We start from the raw sequence: 16664 nt of genomic DNA, 5'->3' as shown, positions 1-16664 counted from the left end.
GGGTATAGCACCTACAGACGTTGTTGTTGCCGATCACTTTGCAGCGCAAATGCCCGAGATGAACCTTTGTTTATCCATAGATTTCAAAGACCTTATCTTCCTGCCATCTCGTGGCATTCCGTTAGAGGAGGTAAAAGAGTTCAAGGAAAAGAGGCGTGCTGAATATGACGCCTTTTGGGATCAGCTGTATGAACTGGGGTCAGACCCCGCAATACTTTGTCGAGCGGATGCGTCTTCTGTACTGAGGCGGAAAATCCAATCCTCTACGGAAAATTTGGCCAAAGTCAGCGAAGAATCGTGGGGAAGAAGGGTCGTTAAAACCTTCAAACTTACATTTACATTCGACCCTGCAACTGCTGCCGCCCTTGCCGCTGCATTTGTGGCTTCGCAGACAACCAACATCCCTCCAGAGACATTGAGTTTGTCCGGTTTGGCAGCGATCCGCGCTTCCATAGATATGCGTCCAAGTGTGCTCTCAGTTAATTCAAAGTCGGCTGCTATGAGTTATTTGTACAGCATTAGAAAGCTCTAAGACTTGCTCTCAATGAGTGGTTCAAGCGCTAGCTGACATTCGCTGCACGACAGAAAACTGGTACTGTGCGCCCTCACCCTGCATTCGCTGCCTGTGCCCTGAACGGCGGCTTTCGGGAAGTCGTCGAAACCTTCCAAATCCCGCCATCAAGACTGAATGCAGCATCCATAAAAATCGACGAATTCGGACAATGCCCCATGGCGAGAATGCTCACGCATAGCGTTCAAGGAAGGCCTCTGCACTCAGGGTACGGAAATCCTCAAGCGCGCTCCGCAGGGCATCGTGCGGCCAGTCCCACCAGGCCAGGGCCATGAGCCGGTCGGCCACCTGCGGCCTAAAGCGCGCGCGCAGCGGCACGGCAGGAATGCCCGCGACGATCATGTAGGGCGGCACATCCCTGGTCACGATCGCCCCGCCTGCGACAACGGCACCATGGCCGATGCTGACCTCGGGGCGCACCTGTGCGCCATGGCCAAGCCATGTGTCATGTCCGATCACGGCCCGGCGCGAACGGCGATGCGCGAACCAGTCGGCATCATCCGCGGCATCCTCAAAGTAATCGGCCGCACGATAGTGAAAATGATGCAAACTCGCCTTGTCCATCGGGTGATCGGTGGCGCCGATCCGCACAAAGGCGGCGATATTCGCGAACTTGCCCACGCTGGCATTGGCAATATCGGCGTAACGGTCGCAATAGGCGTAATCGTCAAAGTGACACTGCGCCAGCCGTGTCCCGCGCCCGATCTCGACATAGCGCCCGAAACTGGCATCCGACATCTCGCAATCGGGGTGAATGAACGGGGTCTCGGCCCTTAGTCGCGTCATCAGTGCCCGCCCCCGTTGCCCTTGATCAGCTTGCGTCGCAGCCATCCCGAAACGCTATCCATGAGCATGACCATCAGAATGATCAGCACGATGTAATAGCTCACCTCTTCCCAGTCCTTCTGGGTGTTGATCGCCTGCGTCAGCAGAAGGCCGATGCCGCCACCTGTGATCGCGCCGATGATCGTCGCTGAGCGGGTGTTGGATTCCAGGTAGTACAGCACCTGACTGAGCAGGACCGGCGTGATCTGCACGATGACCCCAAAGCGATAGCGCTGCAACGGTCGGGCCCCTGTCGCGGTGATCCCTTCGACCTGCCGCGCATCGACGTTTTCCAACGCCTCCGAGAACATCTTGCCGAACGATCCCGTATCCGTCAGCAGGATCGCCAGCGATCCGGTAAGCGGCCCCGGCCCGAACGCGCGGCTGAGAACGATCGTCCAGATCAACCCATCAACCCCGCGCAGGAAATCAAACATCCGCCGCGCCGCGAAACGAAGCCCGCCGAGGGGCGTGAAATTCCGCGCCGCCAGAAACCCCAGCGGCAGTGCGATGATCGCGGCCCCGCAGGTGCCCAGAAACGCCATCAGCACCGTTTCGAGCAGCGCCCAGCCCACATCTCCGTGACGCCACATCTTGTTGCCGACAAACCCCTGCCAGATCGCGCCCGCCTCGCCATTGACCGCCGCCTTGAAAAGCGCGCCGGGGGACATGCCGTGGTAGGGGCTGTCGAGGGTGAAAAAGAACAATTCCCAGCCGAGAGAGTATTTGAACACCTCGGCCCGGTTGCGGGTGACGGTCAGGCGCCCGGCATCGGTCTTCACCATAAGCCGGTTTTTCGAGAGGCTGATGAAATCGGGCAGCGCACCATCGGGCAGGCTGGCGTTCACGCCCCCTGCCCCCGGCTCTGCCATGACAAGGCCATAGCCCGGCACGTCATAGGTGACGCGACCCCCGAAGGTCACGACATGGCCGCCGCCAAGGTCAATCTCGCTTGTCTCGCCAAGGCGCACCCATCCGGGGGCGGTGCCGGGGGCATAGGCGCCCTTGCGCTCGCCCTCGATCGCGATCTCGACCGCGCCGGTGCGATTGTCCTGCGTCACATGGGTCTTGTAGCTATAGGCGTCCGACACAAGCGTTCTTGCGTTCTCAAGATTGACCCGCACGCCAAGTCCGGCCATGTCGAAAGCCATGAAAATATAGGCGAAATACCCAAGGACAAGCCCCGGCAAGGCAAAAGACATAAGCCGCTTGCGGTTGAAATTCCGGCGGGTCTGTTGGTGAAGGGCTTGCGCGCTCATCGGTGGATCTCTCCGGGTTTGGCACCATGGGTCAGACGGTGCCGAAGGATGCTAGACATCTGGTCGACCGCGACGATGGACAGGAACAGCAGCAGAAAGATCGCCGCCGCCTCGTCGAATTTGCCCGCGCCCCAGCTCATGGTGTTGCGTAGATCATAGCCGATGCCGCCCGCGCCGACGAAGCCAAGGATCGCCGAGGCGCGGATGTTGATCTCGAACCGCAACAGCGCATAGCTCAGGTAATTCGGCGCCACCTGCGGCACCACGCCAAGCAACATCCGCTGTGTCCAGGTCGCACCAACCGAGGCTAGCCCTTCGACCGGCCTGAGCGAGGCGTTTTCATTGACCTCCGAGAACAGCTTGCCGAGGGCCCCGGTCGTGTGCAGCGCGATGGCGATCATCGCCGGCACCGGGCCGCCGCCAAGCATGAAGATCAGCACCAGCGCGATCACGATCTCGGGCACCGCTCTCAGGATATCAAGCACACGGCGCAGCGGCCCGACCAGCCAGGGCACCGGCCCAAGGCCACGTGTCACCAAAAGCGACATCACCAGCCCGGCCATCGCCCCAAGCAATGTCGAGGCCCCCGCGATATTGATGGTCTCGATCAGCGAGGGCAGGTATTTGATCAGATATCCGGGCAGAAGATGCGCGCGCTCTATCGCCTCGCCGATCACATCCGCCGGGAAATCCAGAATATTGGGCAAGCCATCCCAGAACCCGCCGGCATTGCGCCGATCCGCGGTGCGAAACCCCGCTATCAGAAGCGCCGCGAAGATCACGATCAGGATCAGATTCATCACCCGCTTTGATCGCGCCTGCGCCAGATAGGCGGCTTGAATGTCGGCGACGCGCGTGGCGCTGCCTGCGATATCCGTCATGTGTGCCCCTTTGAAAATTACTGGCCCCGAATAAATCCGGAGCCAGCAGACCGTTTGAAATGGCCTTGATTAATTCGATTTTGCCTTGCGGGCTTCGACGATCGAGACATAGGCCTCGTGGCCGATCGGATCGAAGCCAAGACTTTCGCCCGCTGCGACACCATAAGCACAGGCCGGGTCGGCCTCGTGAAGCCCGTCAACAAGGGCGGTCATCTTGGCTTTGACATCCGAAGGCAGGTCACTGCGCAGAACGACGGGGCCTTCGGGGATCGGCTTGGAGCGCCAGATTTCGACCAGGTCGTTCATATCCACCAGTCCGGAATCAACGGCCTTGCGCAGCGCCCCCGAGTTATAGCCGTCTTCCCAGTTGCCCTGACCATCGGCCCAGGTCACACCCGCGTCGATATCGCCGTTATTGACCGCGACGATGGTCTGCTCGTGACCGCCGGTGAATTTGACCTCGCCAAAATACTTGCCCGATTCCATGGTGATACCCTCGCCGTACTGCGGGATTTCGATCGAGGGGATCAGGTAGCCCGAGGTCGAGTTCGGATCGCCGAAACCAAAGACCTTGCCCTTCACGTCTTCAAGCTTGGCAATGCCGCTGTCTGCGCGCGCGAAACCGATCGAGTGATACCCGATGGACCCGTCAACATTGACCTTCACCAACACCGGCTCAACGGCCTCGGGGTCCTGGATGTAAACGGCCGCATAGCCCGAGGCCCCGAGCCAGGCCATGTCAAGCGTGCCGCCCAGCAGGCCCTGAATGACGCCGTTGTAATCGGCCGGGGCAAAAAGCTTGGTCTCGACGCCCAGCTCCTTCTCGGTATAGGCGCGCAGGCATTCGTTCGAGTTCATCCGGTCCTGAGCGTTTTCACCGCCAAGGATACCGATGCGGAATTCTGTGATCGGCTGGCCATCGGCCATCGCCGCACCGGCCAGCGCGGATGTTGCAAGAAGGGCTGCTGTAAGGGTTCTCATCGTCTGTCTCTCTTCTTCTTTTGTGTGGCCCCGGAGGTCGGGGCACGGGGGTCGATCAAAAATTCACAGGGCCTCGGCGGGCTCTGGCCGCCTTGGCCTGGTCGTTCCGAGGGTCTCTATCCGGGTCGAGGTGGCCGCTTCGCTAAAGCTTGCATCCGCGCCATAGATGTCGCGGGCCACCCCGGTGGTCAGCTGTTCCGGCGTGCCGTCAAACACGATCCGGCCATCGCGCATGCCGATGACCCGGTCGCAAAACTGCCGCGCCGTATCCAGCGTGTGCAAGTTGGCGATCACCGTGCGACCGTCCTGTTCATGGATGTCACGCAGCGATTGCATCACCACCTGCGCATTCATCGGATCAAGCGAGGCAATCGGTTCATCCGCCAGGATAAGGCGCGGATCCTGCATCAGGGCGCGGGCAATGGCGACACGCTGTTGCTGACCTCCCGACAGGGCCTCGGCGCGCTTGGGCGCGTGTTCGGCGATACCGAGACGATCAAGGATATCAATTGCGCGGGTGATGTCGGCATCGGGAAAGAGGTTGAACATGCTCGTCAGCGTCGAGCGCCGGTTCAGCGTGCCATGCAGCACGTTCGAGACCACATCCATCCGCGGCACGAGGTTGAACTGTTGAAAGATCATAGCGCATTGTGCCTGCCAGTTCCGCTTGGCACTGCCGCGCAGCGCGGTGACATTCATGCCCTCGAAGGTGATCGCGCCCGTGGTGGCATCGGTCAGGCGGTTGAGAATCCGCAGCAAGGTGGATTTCCCCGCACCCGACCGCCCGATGATGCCGATCATCATCGGCCTGTCGACCGTAAAGCTTGCCGCCTGAACCGCCGTATTGGCGCCGAAAGACTTGGTGACCTTATCAAAGCTCAGCATTGAAAACCCCTTGTTTGGCGGCAGGGGTAGTGGCCGTCGGATTCATATTTGTGTCCGGCGCACAAAAGTTTTGTGACAGCATCAAAGACCGACAACAGGCAGAAAAGACGCCGCCCTGCCCCGGATTGCATTTGGCGCGCCCGGATGTTAGCGCTATCTTATCGCAGAGGATGGTGGGAAGATGATAACAGTCCACATGACAAGGAACCGCATGCGCCGTGGCACGGAGGGGCGGGACAGATGACACTTCACCCGACCATCGCGCGCGTCACCGACCGCATCATCACTCGAAGCCGCGCCACCCGCGCGCCCTATCTTGAGCGGATGGCGGAAGCCAGGGCCAGGGGACCGGCACGCGCGCATCTGTCATGCAGCGGACAGGCACATGCCTATGCCGCCTCGGGGGCCGACAAGGATCGGCTTGCCACCACGACCGCAGGCAATCTTGGCATCGTCACCGCCTATAACGACATGCTTTCGGCGCATCAGCCGTTTGAACGCTATCCGGGCCTTATCCGCGACGCCCTGCGCGGGATCGGTGGGACCGCACAGGTGGCTGGCGGCGTTCCGGCGATGTGCGATGGCGTCACCCAGGGCGAAGCGGGCATGGAACTCTCGCTGTTTTCGCGCGACGTGATCGCGCTTGCGGCCTCGGTCGCGCTTAGCCACGCCACCTTTGACGCCGCCGTATTCCTCGGGGTCTGCGACAAGATCGTGCCGGGCCTCGTGATCGCCGCGCAGGCCTTTGGCCACCTTCCGGCAGTCTTCCTTCCGGCGGGGCCGATGGAAAGCGGGCTTTCAAACGATGCCAAGGCCAAGGTCCGCCAGCAATTTGCCACCGGCGAGGTCGGACGCGACGCCCTGATGAAGGCCGAGATGGCCGCCTATCATGGCCCCGGCACCTGTACCTTTTATGGCACCGCCAATACCAACCAGATGCTGATGGAGTTCATGGGCCTGCATCTTCCGGGGGCAAGCTTTGTCACCCCCAACACCGCGTTGCGCGATGCCCTCACCTGCGAGGGGGCGCGGCGCGCGCTGTCGCTTTCTGCCCTCGGGCAAAGCTATACCCCGGTCTGTGACATCCTTGACGAGCGTGCCTTCGTGAACGGGATTGTCGGGCTCAATGCCACGGGCGGGTCGACGAACCTTTTGATCCATCTCATCGCCATGGCGCGCGCCGGGGGGATTGTCCTTGACTGGCAAGATTTCTCGGACCTGTCCGGCGTGACCCCGCTGATGGCGCGGATTTATCCCAACGGCCTGGCCGATGTGAACCATTTCCACGCGGCGGGCGGTCTGGGCTACATGATCGGGGAACTGCTTGCCGCAGGCCTGCTCCATCCCGACACAAGAACCGTCGCGGGGGGCGGTCTGGGGCTTTATACGCAAGAGCCAAGGCTGATCTCTGACACCCTGACCTGGACCGAAGGCGCCGCCCAAAGCCTGAACGACAAGATCCTGCGCCCAGTTTCCGACCCGTTTCAGGCCTCGGGCGGGCTTGTGCGTCTTGCCGGATCGCTTGGCACGGCGGTGATGAAGGTCTCTGCCGTCGCCCCCGAGCATCGCGTGATCGAGGCCCCGGTGCGCGTCTTTGCCGATCAGGACGACGTCAAAGCCGCCTTCAAGGCCGGTACGCTAACCGGCGATCTCGTGGTCGTTGTGCGCTTTCAGGGACCGCGCGCCAACGGCATGCCGGAACTGCACAGCCTGACCCCGCTTCTGTCGATCCTTCAGGGACGCGGGCAAAAGGTGGCGCTGGTCACTGACGGGCGCATGTCGGGGGCCTCGGGCAAGGTGCCCGCCGCGATCCATGTCTGCCCCGAGGCGGTAGATGGCGGCGCGATCGCGCGGCTGCGCGACGGCGATATCCTGCGGGTCGATGCGGTGCAGGGCACGCTTGAGGTTGTAACGCCGGGCATCGCCGAACGCCCCGCCGCCACCGCCGACCTGAGCGCGCATCAGACCGGCCTCGGACGCGAGCTTTTTGCCACCTTCCGCCAGACCGTCGGCGCCGCCGATAGCGGCGCCAGCATTTTCGGAGGCTGACCCATGACCCTTTCCCCCATGCATGCCAGCCGCCGCACCCGCGAGATTTGCGGGCTGGCCCCCATCGTGCCGGTGCTGGTGATCCATGACGCGCGCCACGCCCGCCCCCTGGCCGAGGCGCTGATCGCGGGCGGCCTGCCCGCGCTTGAGGTGACCCTGCGCACCCCGGCCGCGCTTGACGCGATCCGCGAAATGGCCGAGGTGCCCGGCGGGCATGTGGGCGCGGGCACCCTGATCACGCCAGAGGACGTGCGCGCCGCGAAAGAGGCCGGGGCCGGTTTTGGCGTCTCGCCCGGTGCCACCGATGCCTTGCTCGGCGCCTGCGAGGCCGAAAACCTGCCGCTTTTGCCGGGCGCGGCAACGGCAACCGAGGCCATGAATTTGCTGGCGCGCGGCTATGACATGCTAAAGTTCTTTCCCGCCGAGGCCTCGGGCGGTGCGCCCGCCCTCAAGGCCATCGGCGCGCCCCTGCCCCAGATCACATTCTGCCCCACCGGCGGCATCAGCGCCGAAACTGCGGCAAGCTATCTGCGCCTTGATAACGTGCTTTGCGTCGGCGGAAGCTGGGTTGCGCCACAGGCGCTTGTCGAGGACGGACGCTGGGACGAGATCGAGGCCTTGGCCCGCGCCGCCGCAAACCTTGACCACCAAACCTGATCGGCAGGTGCCCTATTCGGCGGCCTCACCGGGCAATAGCGGCTCGGGCACCTCGCAGCCCTTGGCACAACAGCGGCCCGGCTGTTTCGACACCTTCTGTCCCATGTCATAAACCCCGCGATCAATCAGTTGCGAGACCAGGTCGACATTGTCCTCGACCGGGTAATTGCGCCAGATTTCACGCTTCATCGCCTCGGGCGAACCGCCGCCATGCAGCGAGATAAGCGAATACCACCCCGCCGTATGCGACACGGTCAGATCCTCAAGGAAGCGCGAGATTTCCATGCGCCGGTCCATCGGCACATCGCCGCGCCCGCCAAGCACCGCCTCTAGCGAGGCGCGGGTTTCGGGGTTGTGATCCTCGTCCGGGCCGGGCAGCGCCACGATCAGACCGCCCGACACATAATGCGCCGCCTTGTGCATGTCGTAGATCTTGGTCGCCAGCAACAACTTGCCCACGTTGGAAAAAACCGGATCGGGCATGACCGAGCCCGCCGGATCATCCTTGCAATAGACCGAGGCCGCAACGCCGCAGGCATAAAAGCTTTCGGTGATGGTGATCAGATCGACCATCGCATCGCGGATATGGCCGTGGCGGTCCGGGTCAAGCCCGTTGGCCTTGACCATCATCGCCCCCGCCCCGATCAGAAGATCGCCAAACCCGGCGCGCGCGGCGATGCAGGAATGGCGGTGATGGGTGGCGTAAGAGGTGGTCATGAACCCGCCCTCCGCGACCTCGCCGGCCTGAAACACCCTTTCGTGGGGCACGAACACATCGTCAAAGATCACCACGCCGGTGGCCTGACCATAGGTGGCGGAAAACTTCGCCGCCGCCTCGTTCGGACGCCCGGCGGGTTTCGAGACGATGGTGATCCCCTCGGCATCAACCGGCACCGCACAACAGACCGCAAAATCGGCATCCTCGGGCAGATGCGTGCGGCACGGCATCACCAGAAATTCGTGCATATAGGGCGCGCCGGTGACAATCGCCTTGGTGCCCCGGATCACGATCCCGTCGGGGCGACGCTCTTTGATATGCACATAGACATCGCGGTTGTCCTGTTGGCCGGGGCGCCGCGAGCGATCGCCCTTGGCATCGGTCATCGCCACCCCAAGCGTCAAATCACGGTCCTGCACCTCGTGCAGATAGGCCATGAACCGCTGGTGATACTCGGTGCCGTGATTGGCATCCGTCAGGGCCGTCGATTGAAATATCCCGTTCAGGGCATCATGGCTCAGGTAGCGCTGCGCGCAGCCCGACACCTTGCAGACCGCGCGCACCGCTTCAAGCTTGGTCAAGAGGTCCTGCGAGGTCTCGTTGATATGCAGCATCCGGTTCACACGCTTGCCGGAACTGCCCTGCGTCGCGGTCAAAAGCCGTTCGGTGGCAGGCTGATGGGCGAAATCATAGGTCACGCCCACGCCGTTGATGCCGGGGCGCAACAGCGGCTCATCGGCGACGCTTTCCACGCGCTTGCCGTTGATGAACACCCGCGGGCTATAGGCGCGCAGGCTTTCGCGATAGTCCTCGGCAGTCATCAACATCGGGGCTCTCCTCGGGCTTGGGGCTGGGTTGGGCTTGGGGCTGCCTCAAGTCAAACACTGTCGGGTTTTTCCGGTCAAGGTATTAATCGAACACTGTTCGATTTCACCTAAACGCCCAGATAGCGATCCCTGATCTCGGGCGTCAGCCCGCCAAAGGCGCCGCTCCAGACCGAGCGCCCCTTTTCAAGGATTACCGCGCGATCCGCCACCCCGGCCAACTCGCGCAGGGATTTGTCCACCACGATCAGCGACAACCCGGTTTCGGACTTGAGCCGCGCAATCGCGCCCCAGATTTCCTGACGCACCACCGGGGCAAGCCCCTCTGTCGCCTCATCAAGCACAAGAACGCGCGGATTGGTCATAAGCGCGCGCCCGATCGCCAGCATCTGCTGCTCGCCTCCCGAAAGCGAGGCGGCATTCTGATCGGTCCGCTCGCCCAACCGGGGAAAAAACCGCTGTACCCCCGCCAGATCCCAAGGCCCCGGCCGCGCCGCCGCGATCAGGTTCTCGCGCACCGTCAGGTTGGCAAAACAGCGCCGCCCCTCGGGCACAAGCCCAAGCCCCGCACGCGCCGCACGGTGGCTTGGCAGCGGCCCAAGATCGCGCCCGTCGAACATCACCTGTCCGCTTTGGTGCGCGAGCAGGCGGAATATCACCTTGATGGTCGTCGTCTTGCCCATCCCGTTGCGCCCCATCAGCGCCAGAACCTCACCCTCTTCAAGGTCAAGGCTGACGTCGAAAAGCGCCTGCGCGGGGCCGTAAAAGGCCGTGACATTGGACAGCTGCAACAGGCTCATGACAGCGCCTCATCGCCAAGATAGGCCTCGCGCACCTGCGGGTCGCGGCGGATCGCCTCGGGTGTGCCGGTGGCGATGATGCGGCCATAGACCAGCACGCTGATCCGGTCGGCCAGCGCAAAGACCGCATCCATGTCATGCTCGACCAACAGGATCGGCGCGCGGTGGCGCAAGCGATCCAGAAACACCGTGAGCCGTGCCGTGCCTTCACCGCCAAGCCCGGCCATGGGTTCGTCCATCAGGAACGCCTTGGGCGATTGCGTCAGGGCGACGGCGACCTCAAGCTGACGGCGTTGCCCATGCGAAAGGTCCGCCACCCGCGTGCCTGCGACCGCGCCCAGCCCGACCTCATCCAGGGCCTCGCGCGCAACCTCCAACAAGGCCGCGTCGCGCATCACATCGCGGAAAAAGCGCATCACGCGCCCGCGACGCCCCAAGGCGCCAAGCACGGCGTTTTGCAGCACGCTCATCTCCATCGCCAGCGAGGAGATCTGAAAGGTCCGCCCAAGTCCGGCGCGCGCACGCGCCACGGTGTCAAGCGCTGTGACATCGTGCCCATCAAACCGGATGCGGCCGCTATCGGGCTCAAGATTGCCCGCTATCTGCTTGATTAACGTTGATTTTCCGGCCCCGTTCGGACCAATAAGGGCATGAATTTCACCACATTCCAAAGTCAGCGACACATCCTCGGAGGCCTTGATCGCACCGAAGGATTTGCTGATGCCCCGGATATCCAGAAGCGGGCTAGTCATGGTGTACCTCGCGTCCCGCAATCAGGCCGATGATGCCGCCACGCGCGAACAGAACGACCCCCAAAAGCACCGCGCCAAGGTAGATGTGCCAGAATTCACTTAGGCCCCCAAGCATATGTTCCAAAAGGATAAACACTGCTGCGCCAATGACCGGCCCAAACAGCCGCGCCACCCCGCCGAGGATAACGAACACCATGATCTCGCCGCTGGTCTGCCAGCTGAACATGGTCGGGCTGACAAAGCGGTTGAGATCGGCGAAAAGCGCTCCTGCAAGCCCGGTGATCACCCCCGAAAGGGTAAAGGCCACAAGCCGCAACCGATAGGGCGCGATTCCCACCGCCATCACCCGCTCGGCATTCTGGCGCGCCGCACCAAGGGCCAGCCCGAAGGCCGAACGCGACAGCCGCGAAAACAGCCAGAGCGCCAGCCCGAGGATCACGTAACAGATCGCGAAAAACTGGATCGGGTCGAGCGTATTGAGCCCCGGAAACCCGTTTCGGACATAGATCGACAAACCGTCCTCGCCGCCATAGGCGGGCCAGCTTATGGCGAAATAGTAAAACATCTGGCCAAAGGCGAGTGTGATCATGATGAAATACACCCCCGAGGTGCGCAGGCTGAGCGCGCCGATCGCCAGCGCCGCAAGTCCGCTTGCACTCATCGCCACCAGCCAGATCACCGGCATGGACTTCGTGCCCTCGATCAGCACCGGCCATTCGATCAGCGGGCTGTAACTTTGGGCGTGGCTGGCGAGGATACCCATCGCATAGCCGCCGATGCCGAAGAACACCGCATGGCCAAGGCTGACAAGCCCGCCAAGCCCAAGCGCAAGGTTAAGGCCCACCCCGGCCAGCGCCAGAATGGCCACCCGTGTCGCCAGCGTGATGGTAAACGGCTCGTCCACCGCCCATGCCCAGAGCACGAGGGCCAGCAGGCCGAGAAAGACCGCGCCGTTCAGAAGGGGTTCACGGCGCATCTCAGGCCTTTCCAAACAGGCCGCCGGGGCGCACCACAAGCACGACGGCCATCAGGATGTAAATCGCCATCGAGGCAAGCGACGAACCGACAGAATTGGCCGCCTGTGGCGCCATGAACTGGGAAAAGAACGCAGGCAGCAATATCCGCCCAAGCGTATCGGTCAGCCCGACAAGGATCGCCCCCACCAGCGCGCCCTTGATCGAGCCGATGCCGCCGATCACGATAACCACAAAGGCCAGGATCAGCACCGGTTCTCCCATGCCGACCTGCACCGATTGAATGGCCCCGATCAACGCGCCCGCCAGCCCCGCAAGGGCCGCACCAAGGGCGAAAACAAGGGTGTAGAGCGCCGAAATATTGACGCCAAGCGCCGCGATCATCTCGCGGTCGCTTTCCCCGGCACGGATCTGAATACCGATGCGCGTGCGCGCGATCAGTGCAAAAAGCGCCGCCGCCACGGTCAGGCCGACAAGAATGATCGTCAACCGGTAAAGCGGATACTCGATGCCCCCCGGAAGGGTCACGGGCCCCGAAAGAAGCGGCGGAATATCAAGAAACAGCGGGAACGAGCCAAACGCCCACCGCGTGCCCTCGGAAAAGATCAGGATAAGCGCGAAGGTCGCCAGCACCTGATCAAGGTGGTCGCGCGCATAAAGCCGCCGGATCACCGTCAACTCGATCAAAGCGCCCGCCGCCGCCGCCGCCGCAAGGCTGGCCATCAGCGCCAATAGAAACGATCCGCTCGCCCCCGCGACCCAGGCGGCGGCAAAGGCCCCGACCATGTAAAGCGAGCCATGCGCAAGATTGATAAGGCCCATGACGCCAAAGATAAGCGTCAGGCCGGCCGCCATCAAAAACAGCATGACGCCGAACTGAAGCCCGTTCAGCATCTGCTCTGTAAATAGGATCAGGGACATCTGCGCGCGCTCATCGGCCGGGCCCGATAAAAGGCCCGGCCAGTGGTCTTACATCTTGCACTCTGCCGCGTAGGCATCGCCGTGCTGAGTCAGGGCCGTGCCGATGATCTTGTTGGTATAGATATCTCCTTCCTTGATCACTTCACGCACATAGATGTTCTGGATCGGATGGTGGTTCGGCCCAAAGGCAAACTCGCCGCGCGTGCTATTGAAATCGGCCGCTTCCAGCGCTGCGCGGAACGCATCCTGATCGTTGATGTCGGCGCTTTCGAGCGCGCTGATCAACAGATTGGCAGTGTCAAAGCCCTGGCTTGCGTAGAGCGAGGGAAGACGGTCGTACTTCGCGCTGAAACTGGCGACAAAACCGGCATTGGTCGGATTGTCGATATCCTTGTTCCACTGGCTTGTGTTGATCACCCCAAGCGCGGCATCGCCAACGGCCTGCAAAATCCCCTGGTCAAAGCTGAAGGCGGGGCCGACGACCGGAAGGCCGACACCTGAATCGGCATATTGCTTGAGGAAGGAAATCCCCATGCCGCCGGGCAGAAAGAAAAACACGCTATCAGCGCCGCTGGCACGGATTTGCGCGATTTCAGCCGCATAATCGGTCTGGCCCAACTGGGTATAGATCTCACCGGCAAGATCGCCCTTGAAGAACCGCTTGAACCCGGTCAGCGCGTCCTGCCCGGCCGGATAGTTCGGCGCAAGGATGAACGCGCTCTTATAGCCCGCATCGCTTGCATAGGCGCCGGCGCCTTCGTGCAGGTTGTCATTCTGCCAGGCGACGTTGAAATAATTCTTGTTACAGCCCTTACCCGCAAGCGCCGAGGGCCCGGCATTGGGCGAAAGGTAGAACTTGCCCTGCGCCACCGCACCGGGCACCACCGCCATGGCGAGGTTGGACCAGATGATCCCGGTCATCACGTCGACCTTGTCCGACTGGATCATCTTGTCGGCCAGTTGCACGGCGATATCAGGCTTGCGCTGATCATCCTCGATGATCACCTCGATATCAGAGCGCCCGGATTGTTCCAGCGCAAGCATGAAGCCGTCGCGCACGTCAATCCCAAGGCCTGCCCCGCCGCCCGAAAGCGTGGTGATCATGCCAACCTTGATGTCAGCCTGCGCCGCGCAGGCCGCCATGCCAAGCACGCCGGCCATGGCAAGTGTTTTCAATTTCATATCATCGTCTCCCTTGATGCGGGCCGGTTTACCCCGCCCTGTTTTATCCTGTCCCCCATCGGGCCAGCCCCGTGCTGTCCCGGACAACTGTCATTGCATCCCACAGCTTTGCCCAAAGGTCCAGATGTCTGCGCGCTTCGCCTGCACTCTGGCGGCAATAAAAGGCGCGCGGATTTCATTTTACTTTCATCGGCCTTTCCTGTTCGCTATGTCCCGTGACCACTCTCGCCCGACGCGCGGCACCTGATGAAAGGCCTTTCACATGCGACTTGGTTTTATAGGCACCGGAACCATAGCATCGGCCACCGTGCGCGGCATTGCCAGGGCCGGTCACCAGATCACCGTCTCCGAGCGCAGCACAGCCCATGCCACCCGCCTTGCCGCCGAGTTCGAATGTGTCAGCATCGCCGATAATCAGACAGTCATTGACCGAAGCGACACGATTTTCATCGGCCTGATCGCCGAGGCCGCGCCCGACATCCTGTCGCGCCTGGCATTTCGCGCGGGCCAACAGGTGATTTCCTTCATGGCCGGATGTTCGCTTGAGGCGCTTGCACCGCTGGTTGCCCCGGCCCGCGGCGCGGCCATCATGCTGCCGTTTCCGGGGATCGCGCAGGGCGGCTCGCCCATTCTGGCGATGGGCGATACCGGCCTGATCACCGAATTGTTCGCGCCTGAAAATCAGGTGTTTGCCCTGCGCGACGCGGCAGAGCTTGATGCCTATCTTTGCGCACAGGCGGTCCTGTCGCCCGCCGTCCGGTTGGTCGGGCAAAGCGCCGATTGGCTTGCCACACGGGGTGCGGATCGCGATCAGGGCGAGGCGTTCCTGCGGGCGCTGGTAGGCAGCAGCCTGCTCAGCGGCCCCTGCGGCCCGCTTCTGGATGCGCTCAACACACCCGGCGGCTATAACCAGCGCCTGCGCCAGCATATGGACGCCGCAGGCATGGGGGACGGTCTAGCCGAAGGCCTGAACCGGCTGGAGCGCGGCGACTAGGACCCCGGCACACACCGCGAGGGGATCGCTAGGGGGCAAAGCGTGCGCGCAACGGCTGGCCCGGAAAGGCGAAAAGCGGGCCCTAACTGTCGCCTGCCCCCGGCCCGGTCTGGCGGAACGTGACCGTAAAGTGGCCCAGATCATCGCCCTCTTTATACACGACCTGTCCGGGGATACTTATGCGCGGGCGGCGGGCACCGTCACCGGCTTGCCAGGGGTGATCGCTGACGACGCAGCGCGCCTCGCTTGCCACGTAATCGGCTGCCGGGGCGATCTCCGGCATGAACGACAACCCGCGCACCAACACCGCATCGCCAAGCGAAACAGAGCCCGATCCAAGGACCCGCGGTTCGACGCCCTTGGTCAGGACGGATTGCGCGCGGCTTTGTGCCCAGACACCGCAAACCATTGTTTTGCCGTTGGATTCCCGAACATCGACCGCAACGGTGATGCCGCCGCCGCTGCTATAGGTGCCACCCGAAACCACAGGGTCGGCGCCAAGCCGCGCGGTGGCGGTCCCGGTTGTGGTGCTGCATGCTGCGAGCAGGCCGACGGACAGGATCAGGACGTGTTTCATAGCGCGAACCCCTTGGCTGAATGACTTCTCTCATCCGATAGATAGCAAGGTTGCGGATCAATGCCACCCCGATTGCCGCCTCAGCCGCCGTTTCCGGGTACAACCGGCGCAAAACGCACCATATCGCTGCCGACGTCCTCGGCGTCGATATAGATCTCCTTGCGCGGAAAACGCACCGTTGGGCGCAGCCCTTCATCGCCCCTCTTCCAGTCTCGATCGGTCAAGATGCAACTTGCCGGGGCACCACCATAATCCGCCGCGTCTGCCACCTCGTTTAGCCTGCCAAGACCGCGCATAAGCGCCTTGCCCTCAAGATTGATCGACCCCGCCCCAAGGACCTCGGTCTTTGCGCCCCTCGTGATAGAGGCCTGATCATCGCTTTGTGACCAGACGCCGCAAACCATTGTTTTCCCGTTATGTTCCCGGATATCCGTCGCAACGGCAATGCCACCGCCGGAATCATAGCGCCCTTCGAACACCACCGGATCAGGCCCAAGCAAGGCGCGGGTGGTGACGTTGCTGGTGCTTGTGCAGGCCGACAAAAGACCGACAAGCAGGGCCAGGGAATATTTCATGAATCTGTCCTTCTGGATAATCGTTTATCCTGAAGAACACCGAAATTCGGCGCCGATATCCAGCCCGCACGGGGCGTCACACAGAGGTGTGATCAGCCGTGAGCGGCAAACTCGGCGGTTTCCTTGAGCATCTCCGGGTACCACCGTTCCAGCGTCGGCAGGAACGCCTCGCGGATGCGGCCCACCTGTTGCGGCGTGAGGTCGTCGCGCCACACACCGGCCTGACCCTTTGCGAAAAA

Annotated in this window: 17 protein-coding genes; 4 read left to right on the top strand and 13 right to left on the bottom strand. The window is 62.3% G+C overall.

What is annotated here, in order from left to right; translation table 11 throughout:
* On the top strand, positions 1–532 hold a 532-nt coding region (locus QZ522_RS11680; RefSeq protein ID WP_294611477.1), incomplete at its 5' end, for a DUF6236 family protein.
* Between the two features lie 210 nt (positions 533–742).
* Here the strand turns inward: QZ522_RS11680 and QZ522_RS11675 are convergent.
* From QZ522_RS11675 to phnC, 5 genes are all read right to left on the bottom strand, one after another.
* Positions 743–1357: a chloramphenicol acetyltransferase gene (locus QZ522_RS11675; RefSeq protein ID WP_294611474.1), complete on the bottom strand. Its 615-nt coding sequence runs from the start codon at positions 1355–1357 to the stop codon at positions 743–745.
* A complete protein-coding gene (gene phnE / locus QZ522_RS11670; protein WP_294611471.1) occupies positions 1357–2655 on the bottom strand; it encodes a phosphonate ABC transporter, permease protein PhnE in 1299 nt (432 codons plus the stop codon). The genes QZ522_RS11675 and phnE (QZ522_RS11670) overlap by 1 nt, the downstream gene beginning before the upstream one ends.
* Positions 2652–3536 carry a phosphonate ABC transporter, permease protein PhnE gene (gene phnE, locus QZ522_RS11665; RefSeq protein WP_294611468.1) on the bottom strand — a complete coding sequence of 295 codons (885 nt, stop codon included), beginning with the start codon at positions 3534–3536 and terminating at the stop codon, positions 2652–2654. The genes phnE (QZ522_RS11670) and phnE (QZ522_RS11665) overlap by 4 nt, the downstream gene beginning before the upstream one ends.
* 69 nt (positions 3537–3605) lie before the next feature.
* Positions 3606–4517: a phosphonate ABC transporter substrate-binding protein gene (gene phnD / locus QZ522_RS11660; protein ID WP_294611465.1), complete on the bottom strand. Its 912-nt coding sequence runs from the start codon at positions 4515–4517 to the stop codon at positions 3606–3608.
* A gap of 63 nt (positions 4518–4580) precedes the next feature.
* Positions 4581–5402: a phosphonate ABC transporter ATP-binding protein gene (gene phnC / locus QZ522_RS11655; RefSeq protein WP_294611462.1), complete on the bottom strand. Its 822-nt coding sequence runs from the start codon at positions 5400–5402 to the stop codon at positions 4581–4583.
* A gap of 240 nt (positions 5403–5642) precedes the next feature.
* Here phnC and edd point away from each other — a divergent pair, with 240 nt between their 5' ends.
* Together edd and eda are read left to right on the top strand one after the other, a co-directional pair.
* Positions 5643–7451 carry a phosphogluconate dehydratase gene (gene edd, locus QZ522_RS11650; protein ID WP_294611459.1) on the top strand — a complete coding sequence of 603 codons (1809 nt, stop codon included), beginning with the start codon at positions 5643–5645 and terminating at the stop codon, positions 7449–7451.
* Positions 7452–7454: 3 nt separating this feature from the next.
* Positions 7455–8108: a bifunctional 4-hydroxy-2-oxoglutarate aldolase/2-dehydro-3-deoxy-phosphogluconate aldolase gene (gene eda / locus QZ522_RS11645; protein WP_294611456.1), complete on the top strand. Its 654-nt coding sequence runs from the start codon at positions 7455–7457 to the stop codon at positions 8106–8108.
* A 12-nt stretch (positions 8109–8120) separates the two neighbouring features.
* Here eda and QZ522_RS11640 read toward each other — a convergent pair whose 3' ends face one another.
* The 6 genes from QZ522_RS11640 to QZ522_RS11615 all read right to left on the bottom strand — a co-directional run bounded on the left by QZ522_RS11640 (position 8121) and on the right by QZ522_RS11615 (position 14279).
* Positions 8121–9653 carry a 4-hydroxyphenylacetate 3-hydroxylase N-terminal domain-containing protein gene (locus QZ522_RS11640; RefSeq protein WP_294611453.1) on the bottom strand — a complete coding sequence of 511 codons (1533 nt, stop codon included), beginning with the start codon at positions 9651–9653 and terminating at the stop codon, positions 8121–8123.
* A gap of 107 nt (positions 9654–9760) precedes the next feature.
* Positions 9761–10450: an ABC transporter ATP-binding protein gene (locus tag QZ522_RS11635; RefSeq protein WP_294611450.1), complete on the bottom strand. Its 690-nt coding sequence runs from the start codon at positions 10448–10450 to the stop codon at positions 9761–9763.
* Positions 10447–11202: an ABC transporter ATP-binding protein gene (locus tag QZ522_RS11630; RefSeq protein ID WP_294611447.1), complete on the bottom strand. Its 756-nt coding sequence runs from the start codon at positions 11200–11202 to the stop codon at positions 10447–10449. The genes QZ522_RS11635 and QZ522_RS11630 overlap by 4 nt, the downstream gene beginning before the upstream one ends.
* The gene (locus tag QZ522_RS11625) at positions 11195–12178 is read right to left on the bottom strand and encodes a branched-chain amino acid ABC transporter permease (protein ID WP_294611444.1); all 984 of its coding nucleotides are present in this window, start codon (positions 12176–12178) and stop codon (positions 11195–11197) included. The genes QZ522_RS11630 and QZ522_RS11625 overlap by 8 nt, the downstream gene beginning before the upstream one ends.
* A gap of 1 nt (position 12179) precedes the next feature.
* Complete coding sequence (locus QZ522_RS11620) at positions 12180–13097, bottom strand: branched-chain amino acid ABC transporter permease (RefSeq protein WP_294611442.1); 918 nt, start codon at positions 13095–13097, stop codon at positions 12180–12182.
* A gap of 48 nt (positions 13098–13145) precedes the next feature.
* Positions 13146–14279, bottom strand: coding sequence for an ABC transporter substrate-binding protein (locus tag QZ522_RS11615; protein ID WP_294611440.1), 1134 nt, complete (start codon positions 14277–14279; stop codon positions 13146–13148).
* Positions 14280–14541: 262 nt separating this feature from the next.
* Here QZ522_RS11615 and QZ522_RS11610 point away from each other — a divergent pair, with 262 nt between their 5' ends.
* Positions 14542–15273 carry an NAD(P)-binding domain-containing protein gene (locus tag QZ522_RS11610; RefSeq protein WP_294611437.1) on the top strand — a complete coding sequence of 244 codons (732 nt, stop codon included), beginning with the start codon at positions 14542–14544 and terminating at the stop codon, positions 15271–15273.
* Between the two features lie 82 nt (positions 15274–15355).
* On the opposite strand, the gene QZ522_RS11605 is transcribed toward QZ522_RS11610, so the two are convergent.
* Both QZ522_RS11605 and QZ522_RS11600 read right to left on the bottom strand, forming a co-directional pair.
* Entirely contained in the window at positions 15356–15850 is a 495-nt protein-coding gene (locus QZ522_RS11605) for a hypothetical protein (protein ID WP_294611434.1), read from the bottom strand.
* 80 nt (positions 15851–15930) lie between these two features.
* Positions 15931–16425, bottom strand: a complete 495-nt coding sequence (locus QZ522_RS11600) for a hypothetical protein (RefSeq protein WP_294611431.1) — start codon at positions 16423–16425, stop codon at positions 15931–15933.
* Positions 16426–16664: the final 239 nt, after the last annotated feature.

Origin of the sequence: uncultured Roseovarius sp. (assembly GCF_913054395.1) — a bacterium.
GTDB lineage: Bacteria > Pseudomonadota > Alphaproteobacteria > Rhodobacterales > Rhodobacteraceae > Roseovarius.
Note: the sequence above shows the minus strand (reverse complement) of the source record. Positions and strands in the feature narration are given on the sequence as shown.